General features: G+C 52.6%; 17 protein-coding genes and 1 pseudogene. All 18 read left to right on the top strand.

Features of this window, described 5'->3' with window-relative positions; translation table 11 throughout:
- On the top strand, nt 1-327 hold the full coding sequence (locus tag HC965_RS26235) for a DUF4134 domain-containing protein (RefSeq protein WP_005679963.1): 327 nt from the start codon (nt 1-3) through the stop codon (nt 325-327).
- A 54-nt stretch (nt 328-381) separates the two neighbouring features.
- Entirely contained in the window at nt 382-759 is a 378-nt protein-coding gene (locus tag HC965_RS26230; RefSeq protein WP_004320444.1) for a DUF4134 domain-containing protein, read from the top strand.
- A gap of 15 nt (nt 760-774) precedes the next feature.
- Nucleotides 775-1071 (top strand): DUF4133 domain-containing protein, encoded by a 297-nt coding sequence (locus tag HC965_RS26225; protein WP_004320446.1) that lies wholly within the window; start codon nt 775-777, stop codon nt 1069-1071.
- Between the two features lie 111 nt (nt 1072-1182).
- Nucleotides 1183-3891, top strand: a complete 2709-nt coding sequence (locus tag HC965_RS26220) for a hypothetical protein (RefSeq protein ID WP_004320448.1) — start codon at nt 1183-1185, stop codon at nt 3889-3891.
- 11 nt (nt 3892-3902) lie between these two features.
- Nucleotides 3903-6449, top strand: coding sequence for a hypothetical protein (locus HC965_RS26215; RefSeq protein ID WP_004320450.1), 2547 nt, complete (start codon nt 3903-3905; stop codon nt 6447-6449).
- A complete protein-coding gene (locus HC965_RS26210) occupies nt 6446-7171 on the top strand; it encodes a hypothetical protein (protein WP_004320452.1) in 726 nt (241 codons plus the stop codon). Before HC965_RS26215 ends, HC965_RS26210 begins: the two co-directional genes overlap by 4 nt.
- Before the next feature lie 18 nt (nt 7172-7189).
- On the top strand, nt 7190-7957 hold the full coding sequence (locus tag HC965_RS26205; protein WP_004320453.1) for a DUF5045 domain-containing protein: 768 nt from the start codon (nt 7190-7192) through the stop codon (nt 7955-7957).
- Nucleotides 7958-7969: 12 nt separating this feature from the next.
- On the top strand, nt 7970-9103 hold the full coding sequence (locus tag HC965_RS26200; protein WP_008645383.1) for a membrane protein: 1134 nt from the start codon (nt 7970-7972) through the stop codon (nt 9101-9103).
- A gap of 41 nt (nt 9104-9144) precedes the next feature.
- The gene (locus HC965_RS26195; RefSeq protein ID WP_004320474.1) at nt 9145-9540 is read left to right on the top strand and encodes a hypothetical protein; all 396 of its coding nucleotides are present in this window, start codon (nt 9145-9147) and stop codon (nt 9538-9540) included.
- 3 nt (nt 9541-9543) lie between these two features.
- A complete protein-coding gene (gene traK / locus HC965_RS26190) occupies nt 9544-10158 on the top strand; it encodes a conjugative transposon protein TraK (RefSeq protein WP_004320476.1) in 615 nt (204 codons plus the stop codon).
- Nucleotides 10159-10170: 12 nt separating this feature from the next.
- Nucleotides 10171-10551: a hypothetical protein gene (locus tag HC965_RS26185; RefSeq protein WP_004301338.1), complete on the top strand. Its 381-nt coding sequence runs from the start codon at nt 10171-10173 to the stop codon at nt 10549-10551.
- Between the two features lie 10 nt (nt 10552-10561).
- Nucleotides 10562-11044, top strand: coding sequence for a DNA N-6-adenine-methyltransferase (locus tag HC965_RS26180; RefSeq protein WP_004320479.1), 483 nt, complete (start codon nt 10562-10564; stop codon nt 11042-11044).
- Between the two features lie 7 nt (nt 11045-11051).
- Nucleotides 11052-12203 carry a conjugative transposon protein TraM gene (gene traM, locus HC965_RS26175; protein WP_005680011.1) on the top strand — a complete coding sequence of 384 codons (1152 nt, stop codon included), beginning with the start codon at nt 11052-11054 and terminating at the stop codon, nt 12201-12203.
- A gap of 11 nt (nt 12204-12214) precedes the next feature.
- Nucleotides 12215-13000, top strand: a complete 786-nt coding sequence (locus HC965_RS26170; RefSeq protein WP_004320483.1) for a site-specific DNA-methyltransferase — start codon at nt 12215-12217, stop codon at nt 12998-13000.
- Nucleotides 13001-13037: 37 nt separating this feature from the next.
- Nucleotides 13038-13889 carry a conjugative transposon protein TraN gene (gene traN, locus HC965_RS26165; protein ID WP_004320485.1) on the top strand — a complete coding sequence of 284 codons (852 nt, stop codon included), beginning with the start codon at nt 13038-13040 and terminating at the stop codon, nt 13887-13889.
- Nucleotides 13886-14398 (top strand): hypothetical protein, encoded by a 513-nt coding sequence (locus tag HC965_RS26160; protein ID WP_004320486.1) that lies wholly within the window; start codon nt 13886-13888, stop codon nt 14396-14398. The genes traN and HC965_RS26160 overlap by 4 nt, the downstream gene beginning before the upstream one ends.
- Before the next feature lie 25 nt (nt 14399-14423).
- Nucleotides 14424-15080, top strand: coding sequence for a hypothetical protein (locus tag HC965_RS26155; protein ID WP_004320488.1), 657 nt, complete (start codon nt 14424-14426; stop codon nt 15078-15080).
- 28 nt (nt 15081-15108) lie between these two features.
- A pseudogene (locus tag HC965_RS26150) lies at nt 15109-15834 on the top strand (YWFCY domain-containing protein); the annotation flags it as partial.
- Nucleotides 15835-15890 lie beyond the last annotated feature (56 nt).

The raw sequence follows: 15890 nt of genomic DNA, 5'->3' as shown, positions 1-15890 counted from the left end.
ATGTCGAAAGCTAAAAAGATTCTATGTGCGCTGTGCCTCCCGTTCCCCTACACGACTTTTGCCAAAAGCGGCAGCGTGAACTATAGCTGGGGAGCGGATGCGTTGGCCACGATGCACGACTTCGTGGTGACGATGATGCTCTATGTCCAGTATATCTGTTGCGCTATCGCCGGAGTTTACGTCATCGTGTCCGTCTGTCAGATATACATCAAGATGAACACGGGCGAGGACGGCATCACCAAGTCGATAATGACGCTTGTAGGTGCGTGCCTGTTCCTGATCGGGGCATTCTATGTTTTCCCGGTTTTCTTCGGCTACCGCATATAACCTTACTTGTATCAGGTCGCAGACAAATAAAGTATTCACTAAAAAAGTAAACGTATGTTTCAGAAAACCAAACAACTGTGCCGCAAGGCATTCGGATTCGTCAACGGAATCCCTACCAAAGTAATGATGTTCTCCTTCATGCTGCTGTCCGGCATGGTGGCGAAAGCGCAGAACTCCGCAGGCGACTATTCCGCCGGTACGAGCGCATTATCCACTGTCGCGGAGGAGATTGCCAAGTATGTGCCTATTATGGTGAAATTGTGCTACGCCATTGCCGGCGTTGTGGCCATCGTGGGTGCAATCTCGGTATATATCGCCATGAACAACGAGGAGCAGGACGTCAAGAAGAAGATCATGATGGTCGTGGGAGCCTGTATCTTCCTCATTGCGGCGGCCAAGGCGTTGCCTCTGTTCTTCGGTATTGCCGCTTAAACATCAAGGATAAGTATGAAAGGCAAGGACGAACGCTATCCGGACTACCCGCTGTTCAAGGGACTGCAACGGCCTCTTGAGTTTTTGGGCATCCAAGGCCGGTATATATATTGGGCGGCGGTGACGACGTGCGGAGCCATTGTCGGCTTTGTCGCCGCCTACTGCCTGCTCGGTTTCATTGCCGGGCTTGTCGTGCTGGCAGCCGTCGTATCGGCCGGTATCGTGCTCATCCTCCTCAAACAGCGGAAAGGACTGCATAGCAAGAAGGTCGTTCCGGGTGTGTATGTGTATGCCCACTCGCGCAAGATCTGACGAAAGAAAAACCATCACGGCAATGTGCATGGCTTTATTGATTGTTGAACGCGGGCGGGTTTGTCTTGAAGCAAGGCGAACCTGCCCCTATTTAATTACACGTATATCGAAATGACCCTATACATCATTTTATGTTTTGTCGCTTTGTGCGCGGGTATGGCCTTGTCGGTCTATGCGTTCGGTACGGGCGGCAAGCGCAAGCGAATCTTTCAGGACATCTATTTCTCGGCGGAGGAAACGGACGGTGTGGGTGTGCTGTACACCAAGACCGGCGAATATTCCGCCGTACTTAAGATAGAGAATCCGGTACAGAAATATTCGGCGGACATTGACAGTTACTACGACTTCACACACTTGTTCACCGCCCTTGCGCAGACGTTGGGCGAAGGGTACGCCATCCACAAGCAGGACATCTTCGTCAGGAAACAGTTTGCGAGCGAACCGACTGACGGTCAGGAGTTCCTGTCTTCATCCTATTTTCGTTATTTCAAGGGACGTCCTTACACGGACAGCCTTTGCTACCTGACCATCACGCAAGAGGCGAAGAAAAGCCGTCTGTTCTCGTTCGATAGCAAAAAGTGGCGCGACTTCCTTGTGAAAATCCGTAAAGTACACGACCAGTTACGTGACGGCGGCGTACAGGCCAGATTCCTGAACAAAGCCGAAGCGAGCGAGTACGTCGATCGTTACTTCGCCATGAACTTCAAAGACCGCACCGTGTCGATGACGAACTTCAAGGCGGACGATGAAACCGTGTCGATGGGCGACAAACGCTGCAAGGTGTACAGCCTTGTGGACGTGGACTGTGCCGCACTGCCCTCACAGATACGTCCGTACACGAATATCGAGGTCAACAACACGGAAATGCCCGTCGATTTGGTGTCGGTGGTGGACAGCATCCCGAACGCCGAGACGGTGGTCTATAACCAAATCATCTTCCTGCCCAACCAGAAGCGTGAGCTGTCGCTGCTCGACAAAAAGAAGAACCGCCACGCGAGCATTCCCAATCCGAACAACCAGATGGCGGTCGAGGACATCAAGCGTGTGCAGGAAGTCATCGCCCGTGAGAGCAAGCAACTGGTATATACACACTTCAACATGGTGGTGGCCGTGTCTGCCGGTGCAGACCTGCAAAAGTGTACGAACCACTTGGAAAACGCTTTCGGGCGTATGGGTATCCATATCAGCAAGCGGGCATACAACCAACTGGAACTGTTCGTCGGTTCGTTTCCGGGCAACTGCTACACGCTCAATGAGGAATACGACCGTTTCCTGACCCTTTCCGATGCGGCGATGTGCCTGATGTACAAGGAGCGTGTGCTGCACAGCGAGGAAACGCCGCTGAAGATTTACTACACCGACCGTCAGGGCGTGCCGGTGGCTATCGACATCACGGGAAAAGAGGGAAAGAATAAACTGACTGATAATTCCAATTTTTTCTGTTTGGGGCCTTCGGGCAGCGGCAAGAGTTTTCATATGAACTCGGTCGTGCGCCAGCTCCATGAGCAGGGAACGGATGTGGTGATGGTCGATACGGGGAACTCATACGAGGGACTGTGCGAGTATCTGGGCGGCAAGTATATCTCCTATACCGAGGAACGGCCTATTACGATGAATCCGTTTCGCATCAACCGGGAGGAATACAATATCGAGAAGATAGACTTCCTCAAGAACCTTATCCTGATGATTTGGAAAGGGTCGGACAGCCAGATTCCCGAAATCGAGTTCCGCATTGTCGAGCAGATAATCATAGACTACTATGATGCCTATTTCAACGGATTTACAAGATACACCGACGAGCAACGGGAGGTACTGCTGAAAAACCTGTTTGCGGCGGCCAGCCGAAAGAACCCAAACAAACCACCCAGAGAGGTGGATGAGATGGTGCGCAAACAGATAGAGGTGCTTGAGGCACGGCGGGCGGCTCTCAAAGTGTCGGAACTGAACTTCAACTCATTCTTTGACTACTCATTCGACCGTCTGGAGCAGATCTGCACCGAAAATGACATCACGACAATCAGCTACTCGACCTATTCGACCATGCTGCAGCCGTTCTACAAGGGAGGCGCATATGAGAAGATTCTCAATGAGAATGTGGATTCGGCACTGTTTGACGAGACATTCATCGTCTTTGAAGTGGATGCAATCAAGGAAAACAAGAAACTGTTTCCCATTGTCACACTGATTATCATGGACGTGTTCCTGCAGAAAATGCGCATCAAGAAGACCCGTAAAGTCCTTGTCATCGAAGAGGCGTGGAAGGCCATTGCCAGCCCGCTCATGGCGGAATACATCAAGTTCATGTACAAGACCGCCCGTAAGTTTTGGGCTTCTGTCGGCGTGGTGACGCAGGAGATACAGGACATCATCGGCAGCGAAATCGTGAAGGAGGCCATCATCAACAACTCGGACGTGGTGATGCTGCTTGACCAGAGCAAGTTCAAGGAACGCTTTGACGAAATCCGAAAGATTCTTGGTCTGACCGAGGTGGATTGCAAGAAGATATTTACCATCAACCGCTTGGAGAACAAGGATGGGCGCAGCTTCTTCCGCGAAGTGTTTATCCGTCGGGGGACGACCAGCGGCGTGTACGGCGTGGAAGAGCCGCACGAGTGCTACATGACCTACACGACCGAACGGGCGGAAAAGGAGGCACTGAAGCTTTACAAGAAGGAACTTCGGTGCAGCCATCAGGAAGCTATCGAGGCATATTGCCGGGACTGGGATGCCAGCGGTATCGGGAAGGCCCTGCCTTTTGCACAAAAAGTAAACGAGACGGGGCGTGTGCTCAACCTCCGTCCCGTGCATGAATCCAAATAAACATTGCAGCCATGAAACGACTACTCCTTATCCTGACCATCGCCTCGGTCACACTCTGCCAGACGGTTCACGCCCAGTATTACAGCGTGAACTACGACACCCGTACCGTTGCGGCGATGGTGGCTGCCTTCGGTACGGAAGCGGTCGCCGAAGGGTACTACCGGGAGCAGGTCGATGACGTCCTCAAGCACTACACGGCAGCGGAGGTCGCTACCGCCGGGATATTCGCGGCCAAGTTCTTGGAGCATAAAGCCCTGAGCGACCTCGGCATCTGGAACAGCCGTACGGAAAACTACTACTACCGGCGCATCTACCGGATGGTGGCGGAGAAAATCATGCCCAAGATATGGGTGGTGGCGAAGCAGATGCTCCATTCGCCGCAAACGGCTATCTATTGGGGCAGTTACCTGATGAAAGTCTGCGATGATACCAAAAGTCTGTGTATGCAGTTCGAGAGCGTGGTGACCAACAGCACGCTGACCTTTTCGGACATCGCCTTTCTCGAAATCAATCCGGAAATTGCCCCCTTGCTGAAACTCTCCGAAACGGGAAACATCGACTGGCAGCGGATGATGGACAACTTCGCCCGCATACCGGGCAACTTCACCCACGAGAACCTGAAAAGCGACCTCGACAACCTTTATAACACGGGGGTCGGCCTTGCAACGGCAGGCATTGCCAATCTTGGTGACGCCCTGTTGCAAAGCAGCTCGTTCCATGACCTGCTGGGTGGAAAGGTTGAAGAAATCGGCAACCTGTATGAACACTACGGGAGTCTATTCGAGCAGGCGGAACATGACATCAGCGGCTTGCTGATTGACATGGTGGGTGGTCCGGACAACGTGGCCGGTCTGTTCAACTTCAGCAACTACAACCTCACGGCATGGATGACCGACTACCTGGACGAAGCGATGGGGAACTATTACACGCAGCGGTGGTACATTGCCCGGCGTGACCAAGGGAGCGTATCGCTGTGCGACTACTATCCTCCGACGGACGACAACAGCATCCTGAACGGGGGCGCATGGGTGCGGTTCAACACGAGCGACCCGAATTTCTATCCTGATGCCTCGCAACGGGAACAGGTACTTGCCAACTCGGAAGGATATGCCGGTTGGTCAAGAAACCGCGTGCAGCAGTTGAACAACCAGAACGACGGGTTCAGCTACAGCATCAACTATTGGATGAGTGCCTATATCATCAGCAAGAAAAACAAGCAGACCAAAAAGGCATACGCATACGAAATCCATGTGAGCAAAAACTGGAACAAAGAAGAGGTCGTCTATGAGGAAGTCTTCGATTCCTACTCGATGGACTTGAACACGTTTCGGGCGCAACTGAATGTCCGGCTTGCGGAGTTCAACGAGAACGAGGACGGCTACACCTATTATATATCTTCCGGTGCGCGGAACTATTACCAAGCAACGGACGCAGCCAAATTGAAGGGATGCGAGAGCGTGACCATCAGCGTGACCTGTTCCGACGGGGTTACGCTCGGACAAGGCTCGACACAGTACAAGTGCCGCAAGTGCGGCAGCTCGTTGAATGCCCACACCAAGGAGTGCGCCATGCAGACCTCGGTGACGGAAAACGACCTCGACCTTTCGGAACTGGACGCGCTATTGAACGAGGCGAACAGCCAAGCGGCCAATATTGAAGCGCAAATCGGGGCATTGGAAAACGAGAACGCTGTCCTGCTGAAGAAAATCAGTACGGCGAGCATTGAGGATGCGGCGAATTACCGGCAGCAGTACAACGCGAACAAGACACGGATAGACCGTCTGAAAGGAGAACTCGCGGAATGGAAGAAGAAACAGTCCGACTATGCCCAAGCAAAGTCGGATGCCGCAGACGACAACAGCGTGGCGACGGATGACTATTACCGCATCCCTGCCATCATGCAGGACTGCAAGGCGGCATACGGTCTTACTTGGCAGGACGGCGGAGCATGGAACGGCTACTCGTATGTACGCAAGGCGACCATGCCGAATATCAACGGTATCATCACATTCAGGGCTACGGTCTCCATTGCCCGCAAGCCGAAATATTTTCTCGGCATAAAAATACACCGTACCATTATCCAAATCAAGTGGGAACTCACTTCGGAATATACGGACACACACGTCGCTGACGTGCTGACCCTTGATCCGGGACTTTCGGATGCGGAAAAGGCTAAACTGGTAAACGACCGGATAGCCGAAATCGCCCGTGAACATCCGTCCTGTAAAATCACGACGGAATACGCCCGCAGCGCACCGACGGAAGAAACGCCATCAGGCGACGTGTACCATCTGCTGTGGTCAAGCGACCGCCTTGAGATAGCGCGAGAGGTGGACAGCAGAATCACCAAGATATATGCCGACTTGGTATCGCTGGAAAAGATGATGCACTACAAGCGGAGCATCCTTGACGTGATGAAGGATGTGCAGCCCGGACTGGACACGGACGAAGGCCGTAGGCTGACACTCGTGGAGGAATGCCATGACCGCTGGGTGGAGAATGCACGGACGCTTCGGAGCGGCAACAGCAGGAATAGCAGAAAGGAGGTACGGCCATGAAACGTACCATACAGATTGCCGTCGTGCTGTTCGCCCTGCTGCCCGGTATCGCCAAGGCGCAGTGGACTTTCGATATAGTCTCCGTCGAAGCCTACATCAACGACCACAAGAAGCAGCGCAGCCTGCTGTTGGCTCGTAGCACCTTGGAGTACAGCAACAAGCTGTTGCACGAGTACAGCTGTAAAGAAATTGGGGACTATAAAGAGTTGAATATTGACCTTGACAAATACACCCGTGCGTTCGATGCCATCGACGTCATGTACCAGTCGTTGCGCACGGTGTTGAACGTCAAGAATACCTATACATCGGTCAGCGACCGTATCGGCGACTATAAATCGTTGTTGGAGGATTTCAATGCGAAGATCTTGAAACGTGGACGCATCGAATCCGCAGATACCCTGATTATCTCCATCAATGCGAGGGGGCTGAGGGCGATTGCCCGTGAGGGGGAACAGCTCTACAAGTCCGTGAGCGACCTCGTGCTGTATGCCACCGGAGCGGCAGCCTGCTCGACCTCCGACCTGCTGATGGTGTTGGAGGCCATCAACCGCTCATTGGACAACATCGAGCGGCATCTGAACCGGGCCTATTTCGAGACATGGCGGTACATTCAAGTGCGCATCGGCTATTGGAAAGCAAAGGTATATCGCTCCCGCACCATGCGGGAGATTCTCGATGACGCCTTCGGGCGTTGGCGCGGAGCCGGAAGACTGGATTATTAACGACAAAAAGAGAAGAATATGAACAGAAAACTATTACTCATGGCAGTGGCGGTCACCGTAACGACAGCCGTACACGCACAGTATGTAACGTACAACCATGATTCGCCGAAGCAGAATCAGGTAACGGTCATGGAAACCGGTACGGGCGCACTCTCGCCCGACCTCTATTATTCCGTGCTGCACAACAAATACAAGAAGTCGGCGGCGGCCAAAAACAAGCTCTCGTTCCGCACACTTGCCGGTATCAATCTCTACAACCAGGTGGACGAAGCGGAAGCCATTGATTCGGCTTTGGTCAAGCGGGCGAAGGTCGAGGCGTTGAACGTTGCCGACCGGCAGGCGGACATCGCGTGGCTTGCCGAGGGCGATAAGGTCAGCAGACAGATGGACCGGTTCCGGCGCAACATCGACCGTATTCTCCTGTCCGGCGGTACTCCGGCCGACAAGGAACGGTGGACGGAATACTACCACGTCTATCAGTGCGCCATCAACGCCACGAAAGACGCCTATATGCCAAACGCCCAGCGAAAGAAGGAGTATCTGCGCATCTACGAGGATGTGGCACGGCAGAACGAGATTTTAGTGAGCTACCTCGCCAAGCGTCAGAACGCAACGGCAACAAGCACACTGCTGAACGCAACGGACAACCGTACCCTGCATAAGGGCGGCATTGTCCGCAATGCCATGAGCCGGTGGCAGGAATCACGCCTTGCGGTGCGTGGCTCGCAATCGGGCGGCAACGGAAACGGCGAAGATGACAACGAGAGTGTAAACAGAGGGAAATAAAAAGACAGGGCTATGGCAAACGGAGATATACTTTCGGATTTCGGCATCAACCTGTTGGAGGAGGAAATAGATGATGTCATCTTTCAGACCAACGAGTTTCTGACGGACGCGACTTTTACCGGTGCGCAGGGTCCTTTTTGGTGGATATTGCAGATGTGCATGGCACTCGCGGCACTGTTCTCCATCGTCATGGCGGCAGGTATCGCCTACAAGATGATGGTAAAGCACGAGCCGTTGGACGTTATGAAGCTGTTTAGGCCGCTTGCCGTGTCGATTATCATCTGCTGGTGGTATCCGCCTGCGGACACGGGTATGGCGGGGAGCCGGAACAACTGGTGTTTTCTGGACTTTCTGTCCTACATCCCGAATTGCATCGGGTCGTACACCCATGACCTGTACGAAGCTGAAGCTTCACAGATATCGGACAGGTTCGAGGAAGTTCAACAGCTCATCCATGTGCGTGACACGATGTACACGAACCTGCAGGCGCAGGCGGATGTCGCCCACACGGGCACATCCGATCCCAACCTGATAGAGGCGACAATGGAGCAGACCGGCGTGGACGAAGTGACGAGCATGGAAAAGGATGCGGCGAAGTTGTGGTTCACGTCTTTGACGGCAGGAGTCATCGTGGGGATAGACAAAATCATCATGTTGATTGCTCTCGTGGTGTTCCGAATCGGTTGGTGGGCAACGATTTACTGCCAACAAATCCTGTTGGGAATGCTGACGATTTTCGGACCGATACAGTGGGCGTTCAGCATCCTGCCGAAATGGGAAGGTGCTTGGGCGAAGTGGCTGACACGCTATCTGACGGTGCATTTCTACGGGGCGATGCTCTATTTCGTGGGCTTCTATGTGCTGCTGCTCTTTGACATTGTATTGTGCATCCAAATCGAGAACCTGACGGCGATAACCGCCAGCGAGCAGACGATGGCTGCCTACCTGCAAAACTCGTTCTTCTCGGCAGGCTACCTGATGGCGGCTTCGATTGTAGCCCTCAAGTGCCTGAACCTTGTTCCGGACTTGGCGGCATGGATGATACCGGAGGGCGACACGGCATTCTCTACCCGAAACTTCGGCGAGGGCGTGGCACAGCAGGCGAAGATGACGGCAACCGGAGGGTTGGGCGGCATCATGAGATAATCCGCAAAAGATAATATAAACCCAATAAAAATCATAACAACATGAAATTGCAAGAGAAAATCAAAAGTTGGTGCAAGGATGAGAAATTCATGTCCTTTGCACAGGAACGAGCGAGAAAAGAGGTTTGCGAGGTGACGGAAAACCACCGCATCGACCCGCAGTATGAAGAACTGGACGAAGCCTTCGAGTACGACGACCGGTACATCGCCCCCTTGGTGACGTACCTGACGTACAAGCTGCGTCTTGCCCTGCTGCAGCGGAACGCAGGTAAGCGCAAAAGAGGAATCTGGTGGGTGCTTGTCCACGTGGAGATGCAGGGCTATTACGTGGAGATATTCTCGGCGGAGTTCGAGAATCTTTTGACGGAACTTCGGGATGCGGTCATACCCATGCTGCACACGGAATATGTACAGATGTTGAACGGTAAAAGGGAATAACCGATGGTCATCAAGAATTTGGAAAACAAAATAAGACTGGTGGGCATCATCTGTACCGCTTTTCTCGTGGGATGTGTCATCATCAGCTTGTCAAGTATCTGGACAGCCCGGACGATGGTCTCGGATGCGCAGAAGAAGGTGTATGTGCTGGACGGCAACGTGCCTATCCTCGTGAACCGCACGACAATGGACGAAACGCTTGACATGGAAGCTAAAAGCCATGTGGAAATGTTCCACCATTATTTTTTCACGTTACCGCCAGATGACAAATACATCCGCTATACGATGGAAAAAGCGATGTATCTGGTGGATGAGACGGGGTTGGCACAATACAACACGCTCAAGGAAAAGGGTTTCTACTCCAACATTTTGGGTACGAGTTCGGTGTTCTCCATCTATTGTGACAGCGTGGCTTTCAACAAGGAGAAGATGGAGTTCACTTACTACGGACGGCAACGCATTGAGCGGCGGAGCAACATCCTCATGCGGGAACTGGTCACGGCGGGGCAACTTAAGCGTGTGCCCCGAACAGAAAACAACCCGCACGGATTGCTTATCGTGAACTGGCGAACCCTGCTGAACAAGGACATCGAACAGAAAACGAAGATCAACTACTAAACAACGGAGTTTATGAATATCAAGGGATTCAGGCGGATGCTCTTCGGTGAAAAGATGCCGGACAAGAACGATCCGAAATACAAAGACCGTTACGAGCGGGAGGTGTCCGCCGGACGAAAGTTCGCCCAAGCGACACGCATTGACAAGGCTGCCGCCAAGGTGCAGGGATTCGCCAACGCGCACCGGATACTTTTTCTGGTCATCGTCTTTGGTTTCGCTATCGGAGGGTTCACTTGGAACATCTATCGCATTACAATGGCATACCGCAACAGCCGGCCGACACGCACGGCGACGGAAATGCAGGATTCGGTGCTACGGGAAAGACACAAGAGGCTGCAAGGGGGTGAAATAAGGGAAAATCGGAACGAGAACAAGAAATATGAACCGCAATAAAGGAGTGCTTATGAATACACGATTTGAAAAATCAGTCCGCTCGTCGGACGAATGGTACACCCCGAAGGAGGTGTTGAAAGCGTTAGGCAGGTTCGACCTTGACCCTTGCGCCCCTATCCGTCCGTTGTGGCCGACCGCCGAAGTCATGTATGACCGGAACATGGACGGATTGTCCCTGAAATGGGAAGGGCGTGTATGGCTCAATCCTCCGTACTCGCGTCCCCTTATCGAACAGTTTGTCCGAAAGCTGGCGGAACACGGCAACGGCATCGCGCTGTTGTTCAACCGTTGCGATTCCAAAATGTTTCAGGACGTCATTTTCGAGAAAGCGACGGGCATGAAATTCCTGCGCCACCGCATCCGGTTTTACCGCCCGGACGGAACACGCGGCGATTCTCCCGGTTGCGGCAGCATCCTGATCGCATTCGGAGTGGAAAACGCAGAAGTGCTGAAAAACTGCAGCATTGAAGGCAAGTATGTACAACTCAATTAAAAGATGTATGATGAAGATATTTGATAAAATCAATTTCAGGGAGCCGAAGTATATGCTTCCGGCTGTCCTGTATATCCCGCTTCTGGTTGCATCGTACTTCATCTTCGACCTGTTTCATACCGAAACGGCGGAGATTCCGGACAAGACGCTGCAGACAACGGAGTTTTTGAACCCCGATTTGCCGGATGCCCGGCTTAAAGGCGGTGACGGCATAGGCAGCAAGTACGAGAACATGGCCAAATCATGGGGTAAGATACAGGATTACTCCGCAGTGGATAACATAGAACGAGATGAACCCGATGACAACAAGGAAGAATATGAATCGCAATACACGGTGGACGACATCGCCTTGCTCGATGAGCAACAGCAGGAAAAGGCTGCGGCAGCGCAAATTGCCGATGCCAAGACACGCGAGCAAGAAGCTCTCGCGGAACTGGAGAAAGCCCTTGCCGAAGCAAGGTTGAGAGGACGCAATGAGGTATTACCGGCGACCGATACGGACAGTACCGCATCGGCGCAACCCCCGACGGCAACCATAGAGGTCAAGGGAAAAATAGAGGAAGAGAGCCGTTCGGTAAAAGCCCCGTCAGAGAACGAACCGCCCAGCGAAGTGGTACGCAAGGTAAAGACGGCTTCGGATTACTTCAATACGCTTGCGGTCAATGCCCGTGAACCGAAACTGATAAAGGCCATTATCGACGAGGACATCAAGGCGGTGGACGGCTCGCGTGTGCGGTTGCGTCTGCTCGACGACGTGGAGATCAACGAGTGCGTGGTCAAACGAGGGTCGTATCTGTATGCCACCATGAGCGGCTTCTCGTCGGGGCGTGTGAAGGGGAACATCACCAGCATTCTCATCGAGGACGAACTGGTGAAGGTCAGCCTGTCCCTTTACGACACGGACGGCATGGAAGGGCTTTATGTACCGAACAGCCAGTTCCGGGAAACGAGCAAGGATGTGGCAAGCGGTGCGGTGTCGGGGAATCTGAACATGAATACCGGCAGTTACGGCAACAGTCTCTCGCAATGGGGAATGCAAGCCGCTACGAATGCCTACCAGAAAACGAGCAATGCCATCGGCAAAGCTATCAAAAAAAATAAGGTAAAGCTGAAATACGGCACTTTCGTCTATCTGGTGAACGGACGTGAGAAACAGTAAAAACGGAAGCCATGATAGAGATTGACAACATATATAATATGGACTGTATCGAGGGTATGAAGCTCATGGCGAACGGCAGTGTCGATGCCGTGATAGCGGATTTGCCTTACGGCGTGTTGAACCGTAGCAACAAGGCGGCACACTGGGACAGGCAGATACCGCTCGAAGCGTTGTGGAAACAGTACCGCAGGATCACCAAGCCGGGAAGCCCCGTTATCCTCTTTGCGCAGGGCATTTTCTCGGCGCAACTCATGCTCTCGCAACCCCGGATGTGGCGGTATAACCTCGTGTGGCGGAAAGACCGGGTAACGGGTCACCTGAATGCCAACCGGATGCCGCTACGCCAGCATGAGGACATCATCGTGTTCTACGACCGTCAGCCGGTATATCATCCTCAAATGACGCCGTGTCCACCGGAACGGAGGAATCATGGACGCCGCAAGACGGACGGTTTCACGAACCGCTGTTACGGTGAAATGAAACTGGCTCCGGTGCGTGTTGCCGAAGACAAGTACCCGACCTCTGTCATTTCCATACCCAAGGAACACAAGACAGGAGCATTCTATCATCCGACACAGAAGCCGGTAGCCTTGATAGAGTACCTGATACGTACCTATACCAACGAGGGCGATGTGGTGCTGGACAACTGCATCGGTTCGGGTACGACCGCCATTGCCGCCATCCGCACGGGGCGGCATTACATCGGATTCGAGATTGAACCGACGTATTGCGAAATTGTCGGACGACGGATTCGGGAGGAACTGGAACGTGGTCATGGATTAAAGAAAGCGAAATAAGGGAAATAAAGAAATAAACAATATCAACAGAAACGATATGAACAAGAAAATAATTGTAACTGCATTTCTTCTGGCGGCAGGACTTTTTGCCACACGGAACGCACAGGCTCAGCGTACATACGAAGAGATGGAACGGCTGACTGTCAATGAACAGGTAACGACCGTCATCACAGCCACGGAACCGGTCCGCTTCGTGGATATTTCCACAGACAAGGTGGCGGGCGACCAACCCATTGAGAACATCATCCGGTTGAAGCCCAAAGAGACGGGACACGAGGACGGTGAAGTGCTGGCCATCGTCACCATCGTAACGGAACGCTATCGCACGCAGTATGCACTCATCTACACCACGCGGATAAGCGAGGCGGTGGCAGACAAGGAAATTCAGCTACAGGAACGGGATGCCTACAACAATCCTACGGTCTCGATGTCCACAGCCGACATGGTGCGTTTTGCAAGACGGGTGTGGAACTCGCCCGCGAAAATCCGCAACGTGGCGACCAAGGCGCACCGAATGGTAATGCGCCTGAACAATATTTACTCGGTGGGCGACTATTTCTTCATCGACTTTTCCATCGAGAACAAAACGAACATCCGTTTCGACATCGACGAGATACGGGTGAAACTGTCGGACAAGAAACTTTCGAAGGCAACCAACGCGCAGACCATCGAGCTGACGCCTGCCCTGGTATTGGAACACGGCAAGACGTTCAAGCACGGCTACCGGAACGTGATTGTCGTGAAAAAGATGACCTTTCCGAACGACAAGCTGCTGACCATCGAAATGACGGAACAACAAATCAGCGGGCGCAATATCAGCCTGAACATTGACTACGAGGATGTGCTGTCGGCCGATTCATTTAACACCGCTTTATTGGAGGAGGAATGACGATGAAAAAGACGATAATACTGATGCTTGCCTGCATGTGCGTCTTCATGAATGCAAGTGCGCAGCGTAACAGCGGCCGCCTCTCGCTTGGAGTGGGATTGCTGTATGAGAACGGCATGGACGTAACGCTTGCTTACGAACATGAAATGAACTACCGCCATGCGTGGGAGTTTTTCGCCAACGGCTATCTGAAATGGACGGAATGTAAATCTTGCGGTCATATTTGTCCGGAATCCTTCTGGCGCAACTATCGCACTTACGGTTTCGGTGTGGCGTACAAACCTTGTGTGGTGCGTGGACGCAACCATTACGGCAACTTGCGTATCGGAGCTTCGGCAGGGAGCGACACGAACAAGTTTCTTGCCGGAATCCATGTGGGTTACGAGCACAATTATGTGCTGCGGTCGGGATGCACACTGTTCTGGCAGGTAAAGAGTGACATGATGATAAAAGGGGCGGATTTGCTGCGGACAGGTATCGTGCTGGGGGTGAAACTGCCGATAAAATAAAGGAAAAACAAAAAACGAAAATAACATGATACGAAAGATTCAATGGTTTGCAATGGCAGTGACGGCGGTATTGTGCGCTGCCTGTGACGCCCATATCGACGTACCTGATACGGCGGTACGTCCGGGACATATTCTCTGCGAGGACGGTACGGCTTTATCCTACGTACAGTATGAACAGTCGGGAAAACGGGCAATAGCGGTTGTCTTCGATACCGAACACCGTGAAGGTACGGAAGGGAACGGCTATGCGGTTTACCTGTGGGACATTGCTCCGGCAGCTTTTGCCGACAGCCTCGGTGTCGCACAAGGGACGTCGGCCGACATCGAGGCTTTGGACGGGAACATGAACACCTTTGCGCTGTACGACACACGGGAGACGGCTTCGCCTATGGCGGAAGCGGTCTTTGACCTGTGGCGGTACGGACAGAGTGCCTATATCCCGTCGGTGGCACAGATGCGGCTGCTGTATGCCGTCCGGGAAACCGTCAATCCTGTCATCGAACGGTGTGGCGGCCATCCGCTGCCGTTGGATGAAAACGACTGCTGGTACTGGACATCGACGGAGGTAACCGGACAGGAAACGGCGAAAGCGTGGCTTTACTCGACAGGAAGCGGTGCGATGCAGGAGACCCCGAAGACACAGGCGCACAAGGTGCGGCCGATTATCACACTGAACAGGTAGGAACGAAAAGAGGGAAAGGACAAAGACAATGGAAGAAAGCAAGGAACTACAAGGATTTTACAAAATATTCCGTGCGGTCATCTATATCTCCGTGCTGATGGAGTTCTTCGAGTATGCCATAGACCTTGCCATGCTCGACCACTGGGGCGGCATATTGATTGATATACACGGGCGCATCAAGCGATGGATGATCTATAACGACGGCAACCTCGTGTATAGTAAGATAGCGACCTTCCTACTCATCTGCATCACTTGTATCGGCACACGCAACAAAAAACACTTGGAGTTTGACGCACGCAGGCAAGTGTTATATCCACTTATCTGCGGATTGTTCTTGATTGTGTTCTCCGTGTGGCTGTACCATCATACGATGGAAACGAGGCTCTACACCCTGCCGCTGAACATCATCTTCTATATGGCGGCTACGCTGGTCGGTGTGATATTGGTGCATATCGCATTGGATAACATCTCGAAGTTCATCAAGGAGGGACTGGGTAAAGACCGGTTTAACTTCGAGAATGAAAGTTTCGAGCAGAGCGAAGAGAAGGATGAGAACCAGTATAGCGTGAATATACCGATGCGGTACTATTACAAAGGTAAATTTCGCAAGGGATGGGTGTCGATAAGCAACTGTTTCAGAGGAACATGGGTGGTTGGAACTCCAGGTAGCGGTAAGACGTTCAGTATCATAGAACCGTTCATCCGCCAACATAGTGCCAAGGGCTTCGCGATGGTGGTCTATGACTACAAATTTGTGTGACGAGAAAGTCATGTAGATGGCTGTTTGACAGAGTAATCCTCTGATTAAAC

Origin of the sequence: Bacteroides sp. GM023 (assembly GCF_014750685.1) — a bacterium.
In the GTDB taxonomy this organism is placed as follows: Bacteria; Bacteroidota; Bacteroidia; order Bacteroidales; family Bacteroidaceae; genus Bacteroides.
Note: the sequence above shows the minus strand (reverse complement) of the source record. Positions and strands in the feature narration are given on the sequence as shown.

Bases quoted from the DNA above. Each gene is read 5' to 3' on its own strand.
- HC965_RS26195 (WP_004320474.1), top strand. From the start codon at position 9,145: ATGAAATTGCAAGAGAAAATCAAAAGTTGGTGCAAGGATGAGAAATTC.
- traN (WP_004320485.1), top strand. From the start codon at position 13,038: ATGAACAAGAAAATAATTGTAACTGCATTTCTTCTGGCGGCAGGACTT.
- HC965_RS26210 (WP_004320452.1), top strand. From the start codon at position 6,446: ATGAAACGTACCATACAGATTGCCGTCGTGCTGTTCGCCCTGCTGCCC.
- HC965_RS26200 (WP_008645383.1), top strand. From the start codon at position 7,970: ATGGCAAACGGAGATATACTTTCGGATTTCGGCATCAACCTGTTGGAG.
- HC965_RS26185 (WP_004301338.1), top strand. From the start codon at position 10,171: ATGAATATCAAGGGATTCAGGCGGATGCTCTTCGGTGAAAAGATGCCG.
- HC965_RS26215 (WP_004320450.1), top strand. From the start codon at position 3,903: ATGAAACGACTACTCCTTATCCTGACCATCGCCTCGGTCACACTCTGC.
- HC965_RS26180 (WP_004320479.1), top strand. From the start codon at position 10,562: ATGAATACACGATTTGAAAAATCAGTCCGCTCGTCGGACGAATGGTAC.
- HC965_RS26225 (WP_004320446.1), top strand. From the start codon at position 775: ATGAAAGGCAAGGACGAACGCTATCCGGACTACCCGCTGTTCAAGGGA.
- traM (WP_005680011.1), top strand. From the start codon at position 11,052: ATGATGAAGATATTTGATAAAATCAATTTCAGGGAGCCGAAGTATATG.
- HC965_RS26220 (WP_004320448.1), top strand. From the start codon at position 1,183: ATGACCCTATACATCATTTTATGTTTTGTCGCTTTGTGCGCGGGTATG.
- HC965_RS26160 (WP_004320486.1), top strand. From the start codon at position 13,886: ATGACGATGAAAAAGACGATAATACTGATGCTTGCCTGCATGTGCGTC.
- HC965_RS26205 (WP_004320453.1), top strand. From the start codon at position 7,190: ATGAACAGAAAACTATTACTCATGGCAGTGGCGGTCACCGTAACGACA.
- HC965_RS26235 (WP_005679963.1), top strand. From the start codon at position 1: ATGTCGAAAGCTAAAAAGATTCTATGTGCGCTGTGCCTCCCGTTCCCC.
- traK (WP_004320476.1), top strand. From the start codon at position 9,544: ATGGTCATCAAGAATTTGGAAAACAAAATAAGACTGGTGGGCATCATC.
- HC965_RS26230 (WP_004320444.1), top strand. From the start codon at position 382: ATGTTTCAGAAAACCAAACAACTGTGCCGCAAGGCATTCGGATTCGTC.
- HC965_RS26155 (WP_004320488.1), top strand. From the start codon at position 14,424: ATGATACGAAAGATTCAATGGTTTGCAATGGCAGTGACGGCGGTATTG.
- HC965_RS26170 (WP_004320483.1), top strand. From the start codon at position 12,215: ATGATAGAGATTGACAACATATATAATATGGACTGTATCGAGGGTATG.